Here is a 20,347-nt window from a genome sequence, read left to right as displayed (position 1 = left end):
GATGCAACTTGAAAAAATATATCTTACAAGAGAATAATTTTGTTTATTTTTATAATAAAATATATGATCATGCGCATAGTATAAAAGGAGTGGAGTGCGTGCTTCGTGAACAAAATGATAAGCAAGAATGGGTCCTTCCACAAAATATCGATGACTTACCTTTTTTCATACTCAAAGATAATGTAAAAGAAAGCATCAAAGTTGCGAATCCCGAACATTTTAAAGTTGTCATTAAACTTACGCTTGAACAATTTCTGAGTCGCAAGTTTAAAAAGAATATCAAAACGATTGCTGAGTCACTCCAACCATTTGACCTTATTATTGAAATATCTCATAATGAGATTGTGAAAAAGAAGAAGAGTCTAAGACGTGTCAGTCGTAGAATTACAAAGTGCAAAGCCTATGGTATTAATTTTTCTATCAATAATCTTGGAGCCGAATTCTATTTTGCCCGCAACATTCATCGCTTGCTTCCTTTAATTGATGTATTGAAGTTAGATATGCGACATTTTAATGATAAAGAAAAATGGATTGATTTAACCATTAAGTTTTGGAAGAAACTGGCCAATAAATATCAACTTGAGTTAGTTGTGTCCGGTGTTGAAACGGATGAAGATGAAAAACTTGTTGATTTATTAGACATCAATTTGAGGCAGGGTTATCTCTATGGCCCACCTCAAGCAGTGATTGACTGAGAAAACTTTTTACCCCTGAACAGAAGGAAAGAGCTTTTCAGTATATTTGAGGAGAAAAGTAGGCTTGAAATTTGACGAATTAATTTTTTATAGACAAAAAATTTGTGATTTTACTCAAAATGACAAAGAAGAATACGAACTGTTATTGAGATATAAACATGCTGATGTTTGTTATTTCCCGTCGGAGATGTTTGATGAGATTGTTTCTGACCATCAGCTCCATAATTTATACCTTCAAAGGCTGGAAGTCCTCTTGGAAGAACAGCTCAGTAAGGATGATTATATTTATTCCCTGAATCTGGATTATCAAGAACTTTATTTTGAAGAAACGGTAGAATTTTTGAGGACATTTAAATATAGGAACAGGTTAAGATTAGAACTCACAGAGCGCTTGCCCGTAAACTGTCAAAATGAAGAAGACTTCTTGCCGATTGAAGCCATTCAAACGCTTAAGAATTTGGGATATGCGATTGCTCTAGACGATTTTTTATCGGGGATAAATCATTATAAAACGCTATTCATCCTAGATGATTATATTGATCGTGTAAAGATTTCAGCCTTAGATTTTAACAGTTATTTATCACCTACTAAGTTAAAGGATTTTATATTTTCAATTGTTGATACGATTAAATTTCTTAAGAAGGAGATTGTAATTGAAGGAGTTGAGGTGGAAGAGCTTCTCGCAAGTTTTCCAAAAGAATGGCTCCAACAAACTTATTACTATGATAGACCGCATAGCTTCTAATAAAGGAGAAAAAAGATGATTCATATTGATGACATATTAGGCAGTAACTTTATTGATAAAATTTTTTTTATGCCTACCGTTCTAGGTATGATGTTTATTGCTAAGTATATGATTCAGTATTATCAGTTGGATCGAAATAAAGTCACTGCTTATATCTTATATTCGAGCAATTTTGCTTTATTTATAATTTTACTTAAATTTCTGTTTAACGACATTGACCAGGGTTCGCCCTATGGTTATATTATTAGTGATATTTCTTTAGTCTTTATTGCGATTTCGGTCGTTTATTTAGTTGCACCCCCTACCAAAAATATTGAATACGAGGTGTTGCCACAGTTTATTATATATTATGGACTTTATTTGCATGTTTACGGTTTTGATATCCAATCCTCTCTCTTAGTGCTTTCCGGATTGACTATATTTTGGCTTGTGATTTATGTGCTATGTAATTATAAGGAATTGATTTCGAAATATTACATTTCCTACTTTTTCCTTAGTATATTTATTACCCTTGCAGCAATATTAGTAGCTTTTTCGCAATTTGACATTCCAATGAGCTATGTGCTTGGTATTTTAGGAAAGGTATTAGCTGTGCTAGTTATCGCGAAGATCGCGATACATTTAATCAGTATTATTGCCTTGATGTACTCGGATTTAAAGAAAGATGCTTATATAGATGCTTTAACCGATACTTATAATCGTAAAAAGTTTGAAGAAGTCTTGAAGGAAATTTTAGACAGTAAGAATGTTCCACTTTTTTCGATTGCTTTGTTTGATGTGGATTCATTTAAATGTATCAATGATTCCTATGGACATTTGGCAGGAGATTATGTGCTGCGGGAGATAAGTTATGGCATTAAAGATACTTTACTTCAAGAGCATAATAATGGTCAACTGTTTCGATATGGTGGTGATGAGTTCTTTGTGCTCTTTAGAAACCAGTCTGGGGATAAGGTCAAAGCAATAATGGATGATATCCAAAAAAATATCTCGGAAAAGGATTTTATCTATAATGATACCTTATTAAATGTTTCTATATCTGTAGGTGTTTCAGAAATAAGAGATGAAAAAAGTCTGAAGGACATTATTGATAAAGTTGATAAAAACTTATATGTTGCAAAAGCAAATGGGAAAAATCAAGTCTTCTATATGTAAAGAAGAGTAGAAATGGAGTAGACATGAAAAAAATAATGCTCGTTTTTGGTACACGACCAGAAGCAATTAAAATGGCACCCTTAGTCAAAGCTATCGAGAAAGATGAACGTTTTGAAGCTGTAACGGTGGTCACAGCGCAACACAGAGAAATGCTGGATCAAGTTCTCGATATTTTTAACATTCAACCTGATTACGATTTAGATATCATGGGAAAAAATCAAAGCCTTAGTCAAATTACCACACGTGTTATTGACGCCATTGATCAAGTGCTGGTAGAAGAAGCACCAGATATCATGCTTGTTCATGGAGACACCTCGACAACTTTTGCAGCCTCTATTGCTGCTTTCTATCATAAAGTAACTTTGGGACACGTAGAAGCAGGATTGAGAACTTGGGACAAATATTCACCTTTCCCAGAAGAAATGAACCGTCAAGTCACAGATGTGCTCTCCGATATTTACTTTGCACCAACTGAAGAAAGCAGACAAAATTTATTAAAAGAAAATCATCCGGATGAGAATATCTATGTGACAGGCAATACTGCTATTGATGCTTTACGATATACTGTACCAGCACATCTTCAAAAGGATCGTCGCCAGATTCTGGTGACGATGCACCGCCGTGAGAATCTGGGTGAACCGATGGAAAATGTTTTCCGTGCCATCAAAACGATTTCCGAAGAATATGTCGACTTTGAGGTAGTTTATCCACTTCATAAAAATCCAAAAGTAAGAGAAATTGCTTATCGCATTCTTGGCGACTTGCCGAATGTGCGATTGATTGAACCATTAAATGTGATTGATTTTCATCGTATGGAAAACGAAAGCTATCTTATCCTGACGGACTCAGGTGGTGTGCAAGAAGAAGCACCTTCTTTTGGTGTGCCTGTCCTTGTGTTACGTGATACAACAGAAAGACCAGAAGGCGTAGAAGCAGGCGCCTTAAAATTAGTCGGTACAGATGAAACCGATGTTTATCAAGCCATACGGGAACTTCTTGATAACGAAGAAGCCTATAATAAAATGAGCCACTCTAAAAACCCTTATGGTGATGGACATGCCAGTGAAAAAATACTTGATGCTATTGATCAGCATTTTAAACACTGAACACCATGAAAATCGTAATAAAATACTCTGACTTCTTATAAGGTCAGAGTATTTTATTGCGAGAAATCATCCTCACTATTTGTACTATAAAAAAATCAGATATATAAAAGTTTTTTCCTCGCGTTTTTGAGGGAAACTGATATAATGATTCTAAGAAACTGAGACAATATTATTTTATCCTCTCGTAAAGTTTCTGGAGAAGTATGTACTTCTACCTTTTATAAAAATGAAAGAGGTTTTTGTATGAGTTATGCGAATGAAAAATCGTTTAACAAAGCTACTTCAGCGGGCTTTATAATCGCGCTTGGAGTAGTTTATGGTGACATTGGGACAAGCCCTTTGTATACCATGCAGTCTATTGTTACTGGACAAGGAGGCTTGCAAAATATTTCAACGGACTTTATCCTTGGTGCGGTTTCCTTAGTTATCTGGACACTGACCTTGATTACAACCGTTAAGTATGTGCTGATTGCCCTCAAGGCCGATAATCATCAAGAAGGTGGGATATTCTCCCTCTTCACCTTAGTTCGACGGATGGCTAAATGGCTGATTATCCCAGCAATGATAGGAGGGGCCACCTTACTTGCAGATGGGGCTTTGACTCCAGCAGTTACAGTTACCTCTGCTGTCGAGGGACTAAAAGGAGTTCCTGGTTTAGGAGAAATCTACGCCAACCAGTCATGGGTTATTGTTACAACGCTTATCATTCTGGCTATACTCTTCCTTATTCAACGTTTTGGAACCGGCCTAGTCGGAAAACTTTTTGGACCGATAATGCTTATCTGGTTTAGCTTTTTAGCTATCACAGGTCTTTTAAATTCCTTTGCGAATCTTGAAATTTTTAAAGCAATCAATCCTTACTATGCTGTCCATCTCTTGTTAAGTCCAGAAAATAAGGCAGGGCTCTTTATTTTAGGTTCGGTATTCTTGGCGACTACCGGAGCAGAAGCCCTTTATTCTGACCTTGGACATGTGGGCAGAGGCAATATCTATGTCAGCTGGCCTTTTGTAAAACTTGCAATTGTTTTATCTTACTGTGGACAAGGGGCTTGGCTTTTGGCGCATAAAGGTGGCGATTTGGGAGGTATGAACCCCTTCTTCGCCGTAATCCCTACAGACATGATGATCTATGCCGTTGTTTTAGCGACTTTAGCTTCTATTATCGCTTCACAATCTCTGATTTCGGGATCATTTACCTTAGTTTCAGAAGCCATCCGCTTGAAGCTTTTACCGATGATGCGGATTTACTATCCAGGGAAAACTTTAGGTCAGCTTTATATTCCAGCAGTCAACTTGATTTTATGGCTTTCGACAAGTGCGATTGTACTTTATTTTAGAAGCGCGGAACACATGGAGGCAGCTTATGGTCTAGCCATTACTGTCACTATGCTTATGACAACAGTACTTCTGGCATATTATCTCGTTTACCGAGGCTTAAAGAAACCTTTGGCTTACCTGATAGCTGCATTCTTTGCTAGTATTGAATTGATTTTCTTTATTGCCTCAGCAGCCAAGTTTGTTCATGGAGGTTATGTTGTAGTGATTATGGCGGCCATGATTATATTTGTGATGTTTGTTTGGTTCCAATCAAGTAAAAGTGTGAACAAACATATTAAGTCACTGGATCTCAATGATTTCAAAGGACAATTGAAAGAACTCAAAGAAGACAAGGAGATGGATCTCTATCAAACCAATCTCGTTTATTTGAGTAATAAAATGGAAGGTGATTTTATTGACCGTTCTATCCTATATTCAATACTTGATAAACGTCCTAAAAAGGCGGAAGTTTACTGGTTTGTTAATGTGAAAGTTACTGATGAACCATGGACTTCCGAATATGAAGTTGATATGATGGGAACAGATTATATCGTTAAAGTTCATTTGTATCTAGGGTTTCGCATGAAACAAGAAGTGCCCCGTTATCTTCGGACGATTGTTAAAGATTTAATAAAATCAGGACGATTGCCTAAACAAGAGCAAAAATACACCACAATGCCTGGTAGGGATGTCGGTGACTTCAGATTTGTAGTTATCGAGGAACGGGTGACAAATGCACAAAAACTTCCAGCTTTTGATCGATTCGTCTTGAAAGCAAAAGCCCGAATCAAGCGCTATACAGCAACACCAGATCGCTGGTTTGGCTTACAATTTTCGGAAGTGTCACTAGAGCGGGTGCCATTAATATTATCAGATGTGTATAATTTGAGCATCAAAGAACGTCCAAAACTAGAAGACGAAGGTGAAGAAGACATAAGCTATTAGTATAGATACAATTAACCAGAACAACTGGATTTTTCCAGTTGTTTTTTTGTCATGCCACTTGTTGAAGAGTTACTACAAAGTATCTAAGGCACCTCGGAGTACCTACTATACAAATAGTAAATCTTGCTATATAATGAGTGCTATAGAAACCTGTAATTCATAAGGAGGAAAATATGAAGGCAATAGAAGTATCTGAATTTGGTAACAGTAACGTTCTTAAGTATAAAGAGCTTAAAGACCCGGTTATGAAAGATGACGAGATTTATGTCAGCCTCAAAGCTGCAGCGGTCAACCCAGTTGAAACCTATGTGCGCCAAGGAACATATGCGCAACTGCCTTCGCTCCCTTACATCCCAGGAAAAGATGGAGCTGGGATTGTCAAAGCTGTAGGTGCACAAGTGAAAAACTTTAAGGTAGGTGATCGTGTCTTTGTGACTGTAGAGAGTGATGCTCAGTTTGGAACATATGCGCAAGCAATAACATGCAAGGCCACCGAAGCGACCTTACTCCCAGAAATTATGACTTATAGTCAAGGTGCAGCACTAGGATCGAGCGGCTTAACCGCCCTTTATGCCCTTAATCAAAAAGCGGGCCTTAAGTCTGGAGAATATATACTTATACATGGTGCAACTGGAGGAGTGGGGACACTTGTCCTTCAATTTGCCAAGCTGTATGGTGCCAAGGTTATTGCAACAGCAGGGTCTGAAAAGGGCCTTGAGATATTGAAAAAGCTTGGTGCAGACTATGTCTTTAACCATCATGCTGAAGGATATATCAAGGAGATACAAGATGTGACGAAGAACCATGGTCTTGATGTAATTGTTGAAATGCTTGCAAATGTGAATTTGGAGAAAGACCTAGGTGTTATTGGCAACAATGGGCGCATTGTGATTATTGGTAACCGAGGTGAAGTAACAATTAATCCTCGTGTCTTGATGATGAAAGGCGCTCATATCACGGGATTGATGTTGGCAAATATCACGCCAGAAGAGGTGGAGGAAAATACGCAATTATTACTGCAAGGTTTAAGTGAAGGTGTGAAGCCTATCATTGATAAAGTATTCCCGCTCGAACAAGCTGCGCGAGCACAAGATTATATCATGGAAAATAAAGGAAGTATGGGAAAAATCATTCTTGATACGACAGCGGAATAATAGGAACATAAGCAAAATAAAAAAGCATATTTTAATATGCCTTTTTATTTTAGAAAAATCTTGACTTTAGTGCGAAATCGTACTATAATGAAATGGTACGACTTCGCACTAAAAAGGAGCAAGTAAATGAAACATCGGGAAATAATGACACAATTTAGCACAGCGCTTGGTAAACTTGATATGGCTTACGCGCTTGTGGCGCAGGAGTATAATCTGACTTTTAATGGACTGATGACACTCTATATTATCGATGAAAGTGATACGGTCACCCAAAAAGAAATCAGTGAGATCTTATTTTTACCGAAATCAACAGTACATAGTATACTTTCGAAGTTGCAAAAACAAGATATTCTGGAGCTTACTAAAGGCAAAAATGAAAAGGAAAAATTTGTTGTTTTCACTGCAAATGGAAGAAAAGTTTTTGAGGAGATTCAGGAGCAAACAGATATCTTTGAAACACAAGTTATAGAAGAATTCGGCTTGAAGAACACACAAGTATTTTTGGAGCAAACGAAAACTTTTACCGAAAGCTTGCTCGAAAAAGCACAGAGAGTTATGGAGGATAAAAAAGATGAAAATTGAAATAAGAGCATTTGATCCAAAGGATTATCAAAAAGCAATCCAGTTTGCTGTTAAAGGGATGAGTTTTGATAGGTACAGTAATAATAAAACCATCATCAATATGTATGCCAAAAATTTTCTATATTTTGAGCTGTCAAAAGCTACGCAAGCTATTGCTGCCTATGTTGATGGTGAAATGGTGGGCTTATTGCTCGCAGAGATATATGGAGAACCTAAACTGAAACAAACGTTTGGCCAAAAAGCTTACATGAAGACTTTTAACTTTTTGCGGACCTTTTCTAAAAACAAAGGCTTAGACACTTATGAAGCTACGAATAAAGAATTATTACGGTCGTATAAAAGTGAAGCATCACCTGAGGGCGAAATTTTGTATTTGGCTGCTGATCCCGAGAAAAAAATCAAAGGTGTAGGTACCGCTTTAATCAATGAGCTTACGGCGCGAGAAGCTGGAAAAGAAATATTCCTTTTCACAGACACGGGCTGTACTTATCAATTCTATGAATACAAGGGTTTTCATATGGCCGGAGCTCGAGATATTCAACTTGATTTTGGTCAAAATCGAATTGATTTAACTGCAATGCTTTTTAGTAAAAAGTTAGCGCAGCAATAAACAATAAAAAACCGTAAGCTCAAAACTACGGTTTTTTATTGTTTATGGATGTAGAAGAAAAATACAATTGGGCTAATTTTTCTTTTTGGATAATATTAGTAGTATCAATGAAATAATCGCATTGCCATTTTTGGGCAGCCTGCGCAGTTTTGTTGAGTGAAGTTTCCCAGGATGGGTAAAAACGCAAAGCCATTTTTCCAGTAATTCCCTTGTGTTTTAAAATCTTTTTTTCTCGAAGAACGCTCTTGGGAATGATAAACTGGCCACTCAAGGGTCCATCAATGACTGAAATGACAAGTTTATCGGGAAAAGCTTCAAAACTAAAGGGGATATTTTTGTTGTTGGTGTCCTTTTCCCAAAATGCTACAAAATATCCTTGTTTTTTAGGAGTTTTTTTAGCGTGACGACTTCGAAAAGATAGTCCATCTGCTTGAAAACAAAAACCTTCGTATTCAGAATTATAAGTATCTTTTGTAGGTATACTTGGGGATAAGCCTAAATCATTCAAAAGGGTCGTTATATAGGTCAGCGAATTATACATGGTTTAAGTTTACCACAAGTAAGAGAGAGAAAAAATCAAAGCTACTTATTTTGACACAGCAGCAATCAAAATAGTTTACAAAAAAATAGGAATGTAGTATCATTGACTAGTCAATGATTGACCGGTCAATTTAAAAAGGGGGACAAATGAACCTTAGACAAATGAGTCAGCTCTTTTACAAGCTAAAACTAGCGAATCAAGAGATGACAACGAAGTTTGAAAAAGAAACTGGCTTTAGTATTACCCGTTATGAGCTTATGATGTTTTTGAAGGAAAACGGTCAATGTTCTCAAGGGCAATTACAGAATGAGTTAAAAATAGATAGCGCAGCTATTACAAGGCATCTAAAATTGCTCGAAGCAAAAGGTTATGTTACCCGTGAGAGAAATAAACAAAACAATCGCGAAGTTTTTGTTAAAATCACGGATAGCTCAAAAGAGGCTTTGGAACATTGTGAAAGAAACTATAATAACTCTTCTGAGAAAAGTTTAGAGCTAGCACTCACAGCTCAAGAAGAAGACGTACTTCTTGAGCTGCTCACAAAGTTATTGGGACATAAAGGAGAATAAAATGTCAACTCGTATTGTAAATAATGTTTTTTCAGAAATCACATTTGGAAGAAAATCCGTGCGTGTTTATGATGAAACTTATAAAATTTCACATGAAGAAATGCTTGAAATGATTCAAGAAGCAACAACAGCACCATCATCTGTAAATATGCAACCTTGGCGTTTTGTTGTTGTTGAAAGTGATGAAGAAAAAGAAAAATTAAAACCTTTAATTCGTTTTAATACCCGTCAAAATGAAACTTCTTCGGCTATGGTTCTTATTTTTGGGGATCTTCTCTGTTATGAATTAGGGGAAGAAATTTATAACCAAGCTGTAGAAGAAGGCAAGATGCCAGCAGAAGTGCGTGATCAACAGTTAGAAGCGATTATTCCTCACTACCAAAGCTTTAGTAAAGAAGAAATGAATGATGTTGTCAAAATTGATTCAAGCTTAGCTGCAATGCAATTTATGCTCATCGCACGCGCTCATGGTTACGAAACAAATCCTATCGGCGGATTCGAGGCAGACCAATTGGCAGAAGCTTTTGGTTTGGGCGAAAACCGTTACGTGCCAGTAATGATTTTATCTGTCGGCAAAGCCAAAGAAGCAGGATATGAATCTGTAAGATTAGCGGCTGAAAAAATCACAGAATTTAAATAATAAAAAGATGCTAGATTATCTAGCACTTTTTATTATTTATCTTTCTTACTTATTGTTGATAATTTGAATTTCTCCCTCAACACCAAGAATATCCTTAATTTTAGCCTGTAACTCTTGGATAGCCTCTAGTGCACGTTCTTGTTGAGAAGGGGTTACTGCTTCAATCACCAAGATGGCGTTTGTAGTTTCTTCTGTTAACATGGTACGTTGGGCTTCACGCCAATTCAAAGAGCGACAGATCGCACCATCAAGGTCATAATATATAATTTCTTGCGCAAGAGCTGGCTCACTCTTTTGCGCCCCCAGAGGATAAAAATCTTCACCCCCCTTGGCTAAGCCTAAATGTAAATCGCCGTTGATTTTATCTAAGTCCTCACCGCCACAAGGTACACCGTAACGAAGAGAAATACTATTATAGATATCCACAAGTGGGTTGATTGGTTCTAGCCCTTTGCCCTGAGCCACTCTTTTTAAAAGAGCTTCAATAGAAGAACGTGCACCTTTTTTCTTCTTAAACTGTGTAAAAATATCACGCCATTCGGAGATGACAAAGTTTTCTTTAAAATCATCTTCAACTAAAAATTTTTCAGACTCTTTAAATGCCTCCTTTAGAAGTTCTTGGTAGGGGCCTAAATCATGAGCATGATTGTCAATATTGTTTACAATTAAGGTATAGAGTTGAGCTTCTGGAAAAAGTTCCCAAAAGTTTTTATCCACAGTAACAGTTTGCATAGTAGTTCTCCTTATTTCTTTTTTCATGATTAAATCTGTTTGCGTTAAAGTCCCTAAATGAAAATGACGTGATCCACATTCCACATAGCCTTGATTTTTATAAAAACCATAAGCAGTAGGATTGTGCTCCCAGACACTGAGCCAGATATATTCCTTGTGTGTGCGCTGTGCTTCTTCGGAAGCAAAATCTAATAAATATTTTCCTAAGCCTAAGTGCTGGTAATACTTTCTAACATATAGTCTTTCCACTTCAAGAGCCTCACCTAAAGTAGAGTGTTCTGGAAGAGTTACATTTTTCCACTTGATATAACCTGCGAGACAACCATCTTGGAAAATAAAATAGAAACTATTGTTAGAGTCATTGAATTCTTTGGTTAATTGTTGAGAATTAAAAGCCTTTTCTAAATAAAGCTCTAAATCTTCTGGTGGATTTTGTTCTCCAAAAGTTTCAGCGAAGGTTTCTATACTTAAGTCTTGTAAGACATGTAGATCCTGCCTAGTAACGCGGGAAATTCTAATATTCACACCAACTCCTTTTAGTAGATTCGTTTCTTTCCTTTTTTAACATCGATCCAGTTATCCACGATATTTTGACTGATTTTTCCGAGTAAATTCTCTACTTGACTAATCTCCTGTGCATTAAGACCGGATAAGGCAACTTGAGTAGAATAGTGAAGCTCTCTGTTTAATATAGGGTAAACTTCTTTGCCATGAGAAGTAACATATAGTAGTTTATTTTTTTTGTTTCCAGTATCTTCAACTTTTTTTATAAGTTTTTTTTCTACCAATTGATTGATAGCACGACTTGCTGTACTCTTATCGACACATAAAAGTTCAGAAATTTGTTGTTGATTAATTCCAGGATTTTCAAAAATACGACTGAGGTAGAGGTATTGTCCTTTTGCAAGTTTCAGCTCCTTGAATTCAATATTACTGATAGAATCTAAGGCGCGTGCTATAGTACCGATATCTCTTAAAATATTATTTGGAATAGTATTTCTCCTTTCATGAAAGAGGATGTATTGATTATAAAATAAAATAGTTGCGTTTGCAACTATTTAGTTATATATAATAAATACCTTAACTTAATAAGCCTAAAATATTATTCAACATATGAAGACAAATAACAAAAATTAAGGAACGCTGAGAGCTTAAATAAGCTAAAGCTAAAAGCATTGCTCCAGGTGCATAGAGGACAAAATCCATAGGTTGCTGCATATGCATAACGGTGAATAAACCAGTAGAAACAAGGACTGCAATTAGTGTTCCTGTATAATTTGAGAGTCTATTAAGGAAGATATGGCGAAAGATAATCTCTTCAATGATGGGTCCTAAAACACCAAGAATAAGGATGGTGAAGAATAAAGGGATTTGCTTACTCATTTCAGAGAGAGCAGCTTGATTTTCAGGGTTTAATCCCTTTCCATAAATACCTTGAGCCAGAGATTCCACCAAAAGTATCGCTGCCATCCATAAGGGGAGGCTTAAAATTTTCCATAAGGAATGCTCCTTAAAATAGCCAAAACTTTCTCTTAATTCTTTTCGGAAGAGAATAAGTGCTGTCAGTGCAGAGACTGTTATACCAACTGCGAAGTTTAAAAAATCAGATTCTACCCAATTTGTCTGAGCTAACTCGGATAGAAAGAGTAAGGGGATCATTCCAAGTTGGAAGGGGACAAATAAAATATATATAGTTAATACAATGAATTCTCTTTTATTATCACGTAAAAAATTCAAAAGTATAGACCTCCTTGTTTGAATTGGCGATTCGCCTCAGATATTTTAACATAGCATAAAGTCTATACCAATTAAATTGTTTATGTTTTTATAGAGAGAGGTCTTTTTCATTTCTCATTAAGAAACGGCGAAAAGATATTTGCCTTTGGAAAGTGTTGAAACAAGTTTGTAGAGCAAAATTCCCAGGAAATAATTGACAAATGCCGTAGAAAAAATCGTAATTAAAAGAACAGGAAGGCCCATTTTAAAGACAACCATAAGCTCCGAAATGTGAAGTAAAGTTCCCAAAAGATATACCGCAAAAACATACACGCAACCACTTATCAATGTGGCGAGGAAATAGATTACCCCTATTTTAGCTAAAAATAATTTGGGAGAAATTCTTAGGACTAACCTATATAAGAGTAAGCATGCCAAGGCTGACAAGGTACGGTCAAAAGTAGCTGGCAACTGGAAAATCGGATTACCACCAAGAATCATGGAAGTAAGGATAACAAGACCGCTTGCCAAGAAAACTTGTTTGAGTGTAGGTTTAATCATTAAACAGAGGAATAAAAAGGCCAAGGAAAAGTCCGGGCGAATAATTCCAGCGATACTGGGAGTGATAATATTCAAAATTTGACCAAGTATAATGAAGATCGGAGTAAGTGCAATAGTATTTGATGATTTGTTTTTTTGATTCATAAAAGTTCCTCTTTCTAGTTTTTAATGATAAGGCAGAGTACTTTCTATAACACAAAAAAGCATAGAAACTTCTATGCTTTAATCATCCAATTTGAGCATAGATACAGGTTTTAGAAAGTACACTAAAATTTGTATCTATGGTTTTCTTCAGTTAGAAGCCATACATACACCTGTATCTTTGCCAAAGTTGAGTAGAATAACAGTTGATCATTGGTTGTACAGCTCCTTTCGTTTTTATTAGGAGTAATAATATCATTTTCTAAGAAAACTGTCAATGCTTTGAACTCACAGAGATAAATTAATTTCGCCATATAGAGATTTAAAAGGAAGTTTTTTGAACATAAAAACCTATGCCTGATAGCCTTAATTGAGTATATATTTGACGACCAACTTGTAAATGAGTTATAATTTCACGTGCATATTTTTTTAGGCATAAATGTAATTATTGTTATTTATCATAACGTTAAAAACAAAATTAGGAGGTCATTAACTGTGTATAAAAAATATGGAGATTGTTTTAAAAAGTTAAGGAACCAAAAGAATTTGGGACTCTCATATTTTAGTAAGATTGGAATAAATAGAGCAAATTTATCTCGATTTGAAAGAGGGCAAAGTATGATGAGTTTTGAGCGCGTTGACTTGATGTTAGAAGAGATGCAAGTCCCCTTAGCAGAGTACGAATTAATTGTAAATAACTTTATGCCCAATTATCAAGATTTTTTCTTGTTGGAACTAGAAGAAGCGGACTTTAGTCAAGATCTAAATAAAATTCAAAAGTTATATCTTGAGGCGCGTGAAGCAGGAAAACATATGTTGTCACTTGCTGCAAAAACTCGACTTGAAAATATAAGTCCCCTGGAAGTGAGAGAGATTGAAAATTATCTTTGTAATGTTAAAGAATGGGGCTATTTTGAGCTCACATTATTTTATTTTGTCTCAGATCATATTGCTATTGATCAGCTGGAAAATCTTCTGGCCAATTTTGACAAAAGGTGTGAAAAATATTGTCGATTATTAAAGTACAGACGAAGATTATTACAGATTGCGTATCAAAGTGCGGCTATTTTTGCAGCGCATGGGGAAAGAAGTGAAGCGGAAAATATACTAGAAATTACCAAAAAATATCGGGAAATGGGAGTGGATTTATATGCTGAAGTTTTAAGGCATCTGGCAACAGGAATTGTTATTTTTAACTTTGAAGATAAGGATTTAGGACGTAAAAAAATTAATTGTGCTCTGGGAGCTTTGGAGGAATTTGGAGGTTTACGATTGAAAGAATTTTATCAAAGAAGGTTGGAAAAGTTTTTAAAAAATTAATCTCTGTATCTGTTGCTTTAAAGCAACAGATACAGAGAGTTTTTTTATTTTTAAGAGAATATACTTGATATAGAAAGGAGATGAAAACTAGATTTGGGCAACAATTATTTTGAAAATTGTTACCACATATTTTAAGGAGGTATGATGAATCAAAAAAAATTAACATTATTCGGATTCTTCGCTTTAACTGCTTCAATGGTTTTGACAGTATATGAGTATCCGACCTTTGCCACTTCGAAATTGCACTTGGTTTTCTTTTTACTACTGGGCGGAATACTATGGTTTTTACCAGTTGCCTTATGTGCTGCGGAAATGTCCACAGTTGAAGGATGGAAAAATGGGGGCATCTTCAGCTGGGTAAGCCAGACTTTAGGAGAGCGTTTTGGATTTGCAGCAATTTTTTTCCAATGGTTTCAAATTACAGTTGGATTTGTAACAATGATATACTTTATATTAGGAGCACTATCATACGTATTAAATTTTGATGCTTTAAATTCAGATCCACTCATTAAATTTATAGGTTTGCTGGTCATTTTTTGGGGACTGACTTTTTCACAATTAGGAGGGACTCAGCGCACTGCAAAATTAGTAAAAGCGGGGTTTGTTATTGGGATTGTAATTCCATCCATCATTTTATTTGTATTAGCAGTCGCTTATTTTGTAGGAGGAAATCCTATAGAAATCCCCATCAATAAGGCCGCTTTTATTCCAGACTTTTCACAACTTTCAACATTGGTAGTCTTTGTTTCATTTGTTTTAGCTTATATGGGAGTTGAAGCTTCAGCTTCTCACATCAATGAGTTAGAAAATCCAAAAAGAAATTATCCTTTAGCAATGGTTTTATTAGTAATACTAGCGATTTCTTTAGATGCGCTTGGAGGCTTTACAGTGGCTGCAGTCATCCCGCAAAAAGAGTTATCTTTAAGCGCCGGTGTGATTCAGACTTTTCAAACGCTAATATTGCATTTTAATAACCACTTAAGTTGGCTGGTTAAAATAATCGCGATAATGATTGCGTTTGGAGTAATGGGAGAAGTGAGCTCATGGGTAGTTGGACCTTCACGAGGAATGTTTGCAGCAGCTCAACGTGGATTACTTCCAAAATTTTTACGAAAAACAAATACCCATGATGTTCCTGTACCGTTAGTTATGGTCCAAGGAGTTATCGTGACTCTCTGGGGAGCGATTTTAACCTTTGGCGGTGGAGGAAATAATTTGTCCTTCTTGGTAGCAATTTCTTTGACAGTAGTGATCTATTTGGTTGGCTATCTATTATTTTTCTTAGGTTATTTCGTCTTAATCTACAAGAAAAAGAACTTAAAACGAACATATAATGTTCCAGGGAAAATGATAGGCAAATCAATTATTGCAGGATTAGGTTTATTATTATCTCTGTTTGCTTTATTCATTTCTTTTGTTCCACCGGAATCAATTGCTCAAAGTGAGACACGAACCTATCAAATGATATTACTTATAAGTTTTGCTGTTACAGTAATCTTGCCCTTTGTTATTTATGAAGTGCATGATAAAAAGAGCCATGGGGCTCTTGAAGAACCCATTCACTTTAAAGCAGGAGAAGTGAACCCAGCCGTTTATCCGGCAGCTCGAGGAGAGCATCATATTATAAAAAATGAAGAACATATATTAAAACATTAAAGAAAATTGGAGGATGTACATATGTGAATAATACTCCATCCAAGGTGTCAATAAATTCAAATAAGCCATTAAGTATTCTACTACTTGGAGTGGATACTGGTGATAATGACCGAGGGGGGGGCACAATCATGGAATGGTAACTCAGATTCCCAAATGATTTTAACGTTGAATCCAGAGACTAAAACAACAACAATTATATCAATTCAACGTGATACTATGACTAATATTATAAATAGTAAAAAGGAAGTTTTATCGACTCAAAAAATGAATGCAGCCTATCCATTAGGCTATAATGAAAATGGATTAGAGACAGCAGTATCTTATGCTATGAATACGATTAGTGAACAGTCAGGTATTTCTATTGATAATTTTGTAGCAATGAATATGGATGGATTAGTTAACTTAGTCGACGATGTTGGTGGAATTGATGTAATTAATGATTCAGGAGGAGATATATTTATTTCAAACACTGAACCACAGTATACAGCAGTAGTTCCATTTATAGGTGAAGGAAAATCTCAGCATATAAATGGAGAACAAGCATTAGTATTTTCTCGTGACCGTGATCATTTGCCTAATGGGGACTATGGAAGATCAGCTCATCAACGTGAAGTTCTTCAAGCTCTTATGAAAAAAATGCTAAATCTTAATAGTATTACTACTTACCAAAAATTTATTAAAAGTATAAGTAATGATTTTAAAACAGATATTTCTGTTGATGTTAAAAATTTAATGTCTCTTATGTCCTATAAAGACTGTTTCAACAAAGTTGTCTCAATCCAGTATGAGGGAGTAGGGAAGATGGTTGACGATGCTTCCGGAAATGAAATTTCATATCAATTTATACCTAACAATGTTTATTTATCAATTCAAAATGTCCTTAGGAAGTCTATAAATGAGACAAAGATACAATCTTTAAGTAGTAATATTATTACATATGAAAATGAATGTGGAGTGAGCCCAGATTTATATTATTTACCATCTGCAGTGATTAGGGAAGGAGGGAAAAGTACGGAGTACGGAATTAATCCCGACGGAGATTTTATTTCTATTGATGAAGCAAATAAACAAGAATATATTATGTCAAAAGATAGTTAATAAAAGGTTATTATATTTTATTTGGCGAAGATAAACAAATGTGTGTAGAAAAAAATTTATAAAATAAAAACAGCAAAAATAATAATTTTACGGCTTTTACTTTGTATGTTTGATTGTGATAAAATATTAATATAAAGCATTTGGTAAAATGATTTTAAGGGGGAGGGAAACTTAATAAGTAAGCGATTATAGGTTTTAAAAAATAAGAATTAACCAAAAAACTAACCAAGCGAAGAAAAATAGTGTGTATATAATAAAAAGGTTACTGTTCATATTTTAAGTAATCTTTACTTACAATCTCTACCTTACCAAGTTGTTAGGAACTAAACTAATAAAAGATGTTTAATATAGCTATCTTTAAAATTAGAATAGCTTAGCGCACCATAAAATGCACCAAAGCTTTAATATATGATATATGAATAAAATATTTAAAATAAAAAGATTACTGATATAAAATTTCTGTAGTCTTTTTATTTTGAGAATTTTAAGTCCTCAGTTATGCACCCATCACAATTGATAGGGGTTATCCAAAAACATTACTATCAATTCTTTTTGATTACTTAATTTCATACTTACCATATATATTTAAGAGATATATGAAAAAATAAGCGAATTAATTCAATTATTCACCTAAAATGTCAAAAACTATTTACATTTTATGGAAAAATAGCTATACTTAATTATGTCTATTAAAATAAAATAAAAGTTATAATAAAACATAAGTTTTACTTTACTTTACATAAAACTATTCTAATCTTTATAATAAATAAATTCCAGAATAGTCTTAAAATAGGAAAAATTAGGAGATTTCTATGAAAAAATTTTTATATATTATCAGCATTCTTTTATTATCTGTATTCTTATCAGGTTGCTCGCGAACTAAAAATGACAATAATAAAAATAAGTATACTTCTCAATCACAAACGTCTTCAGACACTATTAATTATCTAAATAAAACTTATAATGTTAAATCGCCAACTTCAAAAATTATCACAGCCAGTTTTGAATCTATGGAAGATGCTGTCGCACTTAACTTTCACCCTATTGGAGCTGTAACAATTTCTGGAGATATGCCAGGATATCTAAAAAATAAATTAGGGAAAAATGTTGCTAATATTGGAGATAAATTTGGTCCCAATGTTGAATCAGTTGCTTCTTTAAAACCTGATGTTATATTAGGCAGTACAAAATTTGATGATTCAGTAACAAGTAATTTGACCAAAATTGCACCAACAATTAATGTTTCCCACAAATCTGACGATTGGGATAAGAATTTAATACTGATGGGAACTCTAACAGGAGAGGTTGATAAAGCGAAAAAATTAGTTTCTAATTATGAAAATGATCTTATAACTTTCAAAAAAAATAATCCTGAAATCACTAACAAAAAAATAATGATTATTCGGATAAGAGAAGGCGAATTATGCATCTATGGAGAAGATTTCTATTATAATCCCATGCTTTACAAAGACTTAGGTTTTTCAATACCAAGAGAAATTCAAACTGTAAAGGGACAAACGACAATTTCAAAAGAACAACTTTCAAAAATTGATAGTGACATCATTCTTGTCCAATTTATAACTTCCGAAAATAAAGGATTCCCAAATGCCTTAACAGATTTAAAAAATGATACTTTGTGGAAAAATATACCTGCAGTAGCTAAAAATAATGTATTCTATAATGTAGTTGATGGTGGGTATCAGGGTGGAACATACTTAAGTAAGGACGTTATGCTAAAAGCTCTTAATGAAAAAGTTTTTAAATAGAAAGATAAAAGAATATTAAGTATGAAGCCGAGATATATATTATGGACTATAATTTCTTTGATGTTGTTAATAATCTTTAGCTTTCTTTCCCTTACCTTTGAAATGAAAAAGCCACTAGCATTTTTTTTAGAAGTATTAATGGATTATGATAAAAACAACCCAGAGCACATTATCTTCATTTCTCATCTGGCTCGTGTCCTAGTATCTATTTCTATTGGAGCAAGTTTAGCACTTGGCGGATTTATAATGCAGTTACAATATGAAAATGATTTGGCAGATCCTACTTTGATGGGGGTAAGTGATGGCTCAGCATTGGCTATTGTTATTGGAATGATTTTTTTGCCTAATTTAACTATGCCAGAACGTATTGCTTTCTCAGTCATAGGTTCTTTTTTGGCATATATTATCATCTTATATATTTATAAAATATTATTTTTAAGTCAATCTCGGTTAACTTTCCCTCTAATAGGTATTGTAATTAGCATGCTTTTAAGTAGTATGACTACATTTTTAGTAAGCTATTATAATATTGCTCAATCAGTAAGTTCTTGGTATAATAGTCGCCTTTATCGAGTTTCCTTTTCAGATGTTGTCTATTTTTGGCCAATTTTATTACTTTTAGTTATTTTGATAATATTACTCAGAAAACAGATGGATATTTATTCCTACGGTCATTCAATTACTACATCTATAGGAATGAAGAGAAGACAATGGGAACTATTTTATGGTGTAATCGTCGTATTATTAACAGGTCTAAGCGTTGCTATTGTTGGAAGAATTGCTTTTGTAGGTTTAGTTATTCCCCATATAATCAAGTTATCTATTGGTAAGAAATATGCAGTGTCTGTCTTCTTTGTTCCACTTACTGGAGGATTATTTGTTCTTATAAGTGATTATTTTTCAAGGTATATAAATTATCCTTTTGAAACACCAATTGGAATTGTTATTGCTTTGATAGGTGTGCCAACATTTTTATATTTGATTAAGAGAGGGGCAACAATACATTAAATGAACAAGTATCTTATATTATTTGGTCTACTAGGAATTTTAATTATATCTTGCTATTATTCTCTTGTCACTGGAACTTATGATGTTTCAAATTTTCAGTTAATAAAGGCATTATTTAACCATGATATTAATTCCCCAATTGGGTTAATTTTGTGGAATTTTAGAATACCTAGACTATTAACTTCCCTATTAGTAGGAGGTTCATTAGCTATTGGAGGTTATATTTTACAAACAATAACTAGGAATCCTATCGTTGATGCAGGATTATTAGGTATTAACTCAGGTGCAGC

The 20,347-nt window shown here is 34.5% G+C and carries 21 protein-coding genes and 1 pseudogene; 16 read left to right on the top strand and 6 right to left on the bottom strand.

What is annotated here, in order from left to right; all coding sequences use genetic code 11:
- Positions 1-8 precede the first annotated feature (8 nt).
- From LACDD01_RS09495 to LACDD01_RS09460, 8 genes are all read left to right on the top strand, one after another.
- Positions 9-695: an EAL domain-containing protein gene (locus LACDD01_RS09495; RefSeq protein WP_029346261.1), complete on the top strand. Its 687-nt coding sequence runs from the start codon at positions 9-11 to the stop codon at positions 693-695.
- A 64-nt stretch (positions 696-759) separates the two neighbouring features.
- Positions 760-1,440, top strand: a complete 681-nt coding sequence (locus LACDD01_RS09490; protein ID WP_017370988.1) for an EAL domain-containing protein — start codon at positions 760-762, stop codon at positions 1,438-1,440.
- Positions 1,441-1,455: 15 nt separating this feature from the next.
- Entirely contained in the window at positions 1,456-2,595 is a 1,140-nt protein-coding gene (locus LACDD01_RS09485; protein ID WP_061414758.1) for a GGDEF domain-containing protein, read from the top strand.
- Between the two features lie 23 nt (positions 2,596-2,618).
- Positions 2,619-3,701: a non-hydrolyzing UDP-N-acetylglucosamine 2-epimerase gene (wecB, locus tag LACDD01_RS09480; RefSeq protein ID WP_061414755.1), complete on the top strand. Its 1,083-nt coding sequence runs from the start codon at positions 2,619-2,621 to the stop codon at positions 3,699-3,701.
- A gap of 243 nt (positions 3,702-3,944) precedes the next feature.
- Positions 3,945-5,963 carry a KUP/HAK/KT family potassium transporter gene (locus LACDD01_RS09475; protein ID WP_019294340.1) on the top strand — a complete coding sequence of 673 codons (2,019 nt, stop codon included), beginning with the start codon at positions 3,945-3,947 and terminating at the stop codon, positions 5,961-5,963.
- Between the two features lie 173 nt (positions 5,964-6,136).
- A complete protein-coding gene (locus LACDD01_RS09470) occupies positions 6,137-7,117 on the top strand; it encodes an NADPH:quinone reductase (RefSeq protein ID WP_061414752.1) in 981 nt (326 codons plus the stop codon).
- Between the two features lie 126 nt (positions 7,118-7,243).
- The gene (locus LACDD01_RS09465) at positions 7,244-7,699 is read left to right on the top strand and encodes a MarR family winged helix-turn-helix transcriptional regulator (protein ID WP_061414749.1); all 456 of its coding nucleotides are present in this window, start codon (positions 7,244-7,246) and stop codon (positions 7,697-7,699) included.
- Entirely contained in the window at positions 7,689-8,309 is a 621-nt protein-coding gene (locus tag LACDD01_RS09460) for a GNAT family N-acetyltransferase (RefSeq protein WP_061414746.1), read from the top strand. The genes LACDD01_RS09465 and LACDD01_RS09460 overlap by 11 nt, the downstream gene beginning before the upstream one ends.
- A gap of 25 nt (positions 8,310-8,334) precedes the next feature.
- On the opposite strand, the gene LACDD01_RS09455 is transcribed toward LACDD01_RS09460, so the two are convergent.
- Positions 8,335-8,850 carry a MepB family protein gene (locus LACDD01_RS09455; protein ID WP_061414744.1) on the bottom strand — a complete coding sequence of 172 codons (516 nt, stop codon included), beginning with the start codon at positions 8,848-8,850 and terminating at the stop codon, positions 8,335-8,337.
- Between the two features lie 146 nt (positions 8,851-8,996).
- On the opposite strand from LACDD01_RS09455, the gene LACDD01_RS09450 reads away from it, so the two are divergent.
- Together LACDD01_RS09450 and LACDD01_RS09445 are read left to right on the top strand one after the other, a co-directional pair.
- On the top strand, positions 8,997-9,419 hold the full coding sequence (locus tag LACDD01_RS09450; protein ID WP_061414741.1) for a MarR family winged helix-turn-helix transcriptional regulator: 423 nt from the start codon (positions 8,997-8,999) through the stop codon (positions 9,417-9,419).
- Between the two features lies 1 nt (position 9,420).
- A complete protein-coding gene (locus tag LACDD01_RS09445) occupies positions 9,421-10,059 on the top strand; it encodes a nitroreductase family protein (RefSeq protein ID WP_061414736.1) in 639 nt (212 codons plus the stop codon).
- Between the two features lie 45 nt (positions 10,060-10,104).
- On the opposite strand, the gene LACDD01_RS12425 is transcribed toward LACDD01_RS09445, so the two are convergent.
- From LACDD01_RS12425 to LACDD01_RS09425, 5 genes and pseudogenes are all read right to left on the bottom strand, one after another.
- On the bottom strand, positions 10,105-10,791 hold the full coding sequence (locus tag LACDD01_RS12425) for a B3/B4 domain-containing protein (protein WP_061414806.1): 687 nt from the start codon (positions 10,789-10,791) through the stop codon (positions 10,105-10,107).
- Positions 10,792-10,869: 78 nt separating this feature from the next.
- Positions 10,870-11,316, bottom strand: a pseudogene (locus tag LACDD01_RS12420) (GNAT family N-acetyltransferase); the annotation flags it as partial.
- An 11-nt stretch (positions 11,317-11,327) separates the two neighbouring features.
- Positions 11,328-11,783 (bottom strand): MarR family winged helix-turn-helix transcriptional regulator, encoded by a 456-nt coding sequence (locus LACDD01_RS09435; protein WP_061414733.1) that lies wholly within the window; start codon positions 11,781-11,783, stop codon positions 11,328-11,330.
- Between the two features lie 88 nt (positions 11,784-11,871).
- Entirely contained in the window at positions 11,872-12,528 is a 657-nt protein-coding gene (locus tag LACDD01_RS09430) for a CPBP family intramembrane glutamic endopeptidase (protein ID WP_061414731.1), read from the bottom strand.
- 117 nt (positions 12,529-12,645) lie between these two features.
- Complete coding sequence (locus LACDD01_RS09425; RefSeq protein WP_061414727.1) at positions 12,646-13,212, bottom strand: tryptophan transporter; 567 nt, start codon at positions 13,210-13,212, stop codon at positions 12,646-12,648.
- 492 nt (positions 13,213-13,704) lie between these two features.
- Here LACDD01_RS09425 and LACDD01_RS09420 point away from each other — a divergent pair, with 492 nt between their 5' ends.
- The 6 genes from LACDD01_RS09420 to LACDD01_RS09395 form a co-directional block, all read left to right on the top strand.
- Positions 13,705-14,529, top strand: coding sequence for an Rgg/GadR/MutR family transcriptional regulator (locus LACDD01_RS09420; RefSeq protein ID WP_019294331.1), 825 nt, complete (start codon positions 13,705-13,707; stop codon positions 14,527-14,529).
- Positions 14,530-14,673: 144 nt separating this feature from the next.
- On the top strand, positions 14,674-16,185 hold the full coding sequence (gene gadC, locus LACDD01_RS09415) for a glutamate:gamma-aminobutyrate antiporter (protein ID WP_061414724.1): 1,512 nt from the start codon (positions 14,674-14,676) through the stop codon (positions 16,183-16,185).
- Between the two features lie 153 nt (positions 16,186-16,338).
- Complete coding sequence (locus LACDD01_RS09410; RefSeq protein ID WP_197458047.1) at positions 16,339-17,283, top strand: LCP family protein; 945 nt, start codon at positions 16,339-16,341, stop codon at positions 17,281-17,283.
- Between the two features lie 812 nt (positions 17,284-18,095).
- Positions 18,096-19,049 (top strand): ABC transporter substrate-binding protein, encoded by a 954-nt coding sequence (locus LACDD01_RS09405; RefSeq protein WP_061414718.1) that lies wholly within the window; start codon positions 18,096-18,098, stop codon positions 19,047-19,049.
- Positions 19,050-19,070: 21 nt separating this feature from the next.
- Positions 19,071-20,057: a FecCD family ABC transporter permease gene (locus tag LACDD01_RS09400; RefSeq protein WP_061414716.1), complete on the top strand. Its 987-nt coding sequence runs from the start codon at positions 19,071-19,073 to the stop codon at positions 20,055-20,057.
- Positions 20,058-20,347: iron chelate uptake ABC transporter family permease subunit (locus tag LACDD01_RS09395; RefSeq protein ID WP_156468522.1), on the top strand; the 290-nt coding region annotated here is incomplete at its 3' end. It lies immediately after the preceding gene.

The sequence above is a fragment of the Lactococcus sp. DD01 genome, from assembly GCF_001578715.1.
In the GTDB taxonomy this organism is placed as follows: Bacteria; Bacillota; Bacilli; order Lactobacillales; family Streptococcaceae; genus Lactococcus; species Lactococcus petauri.
The sequence above is the reverse complement of the archived record's forward strand: the minus strand, read 5'-3'. Positions and strand labels throughout refer to the sequence as shown.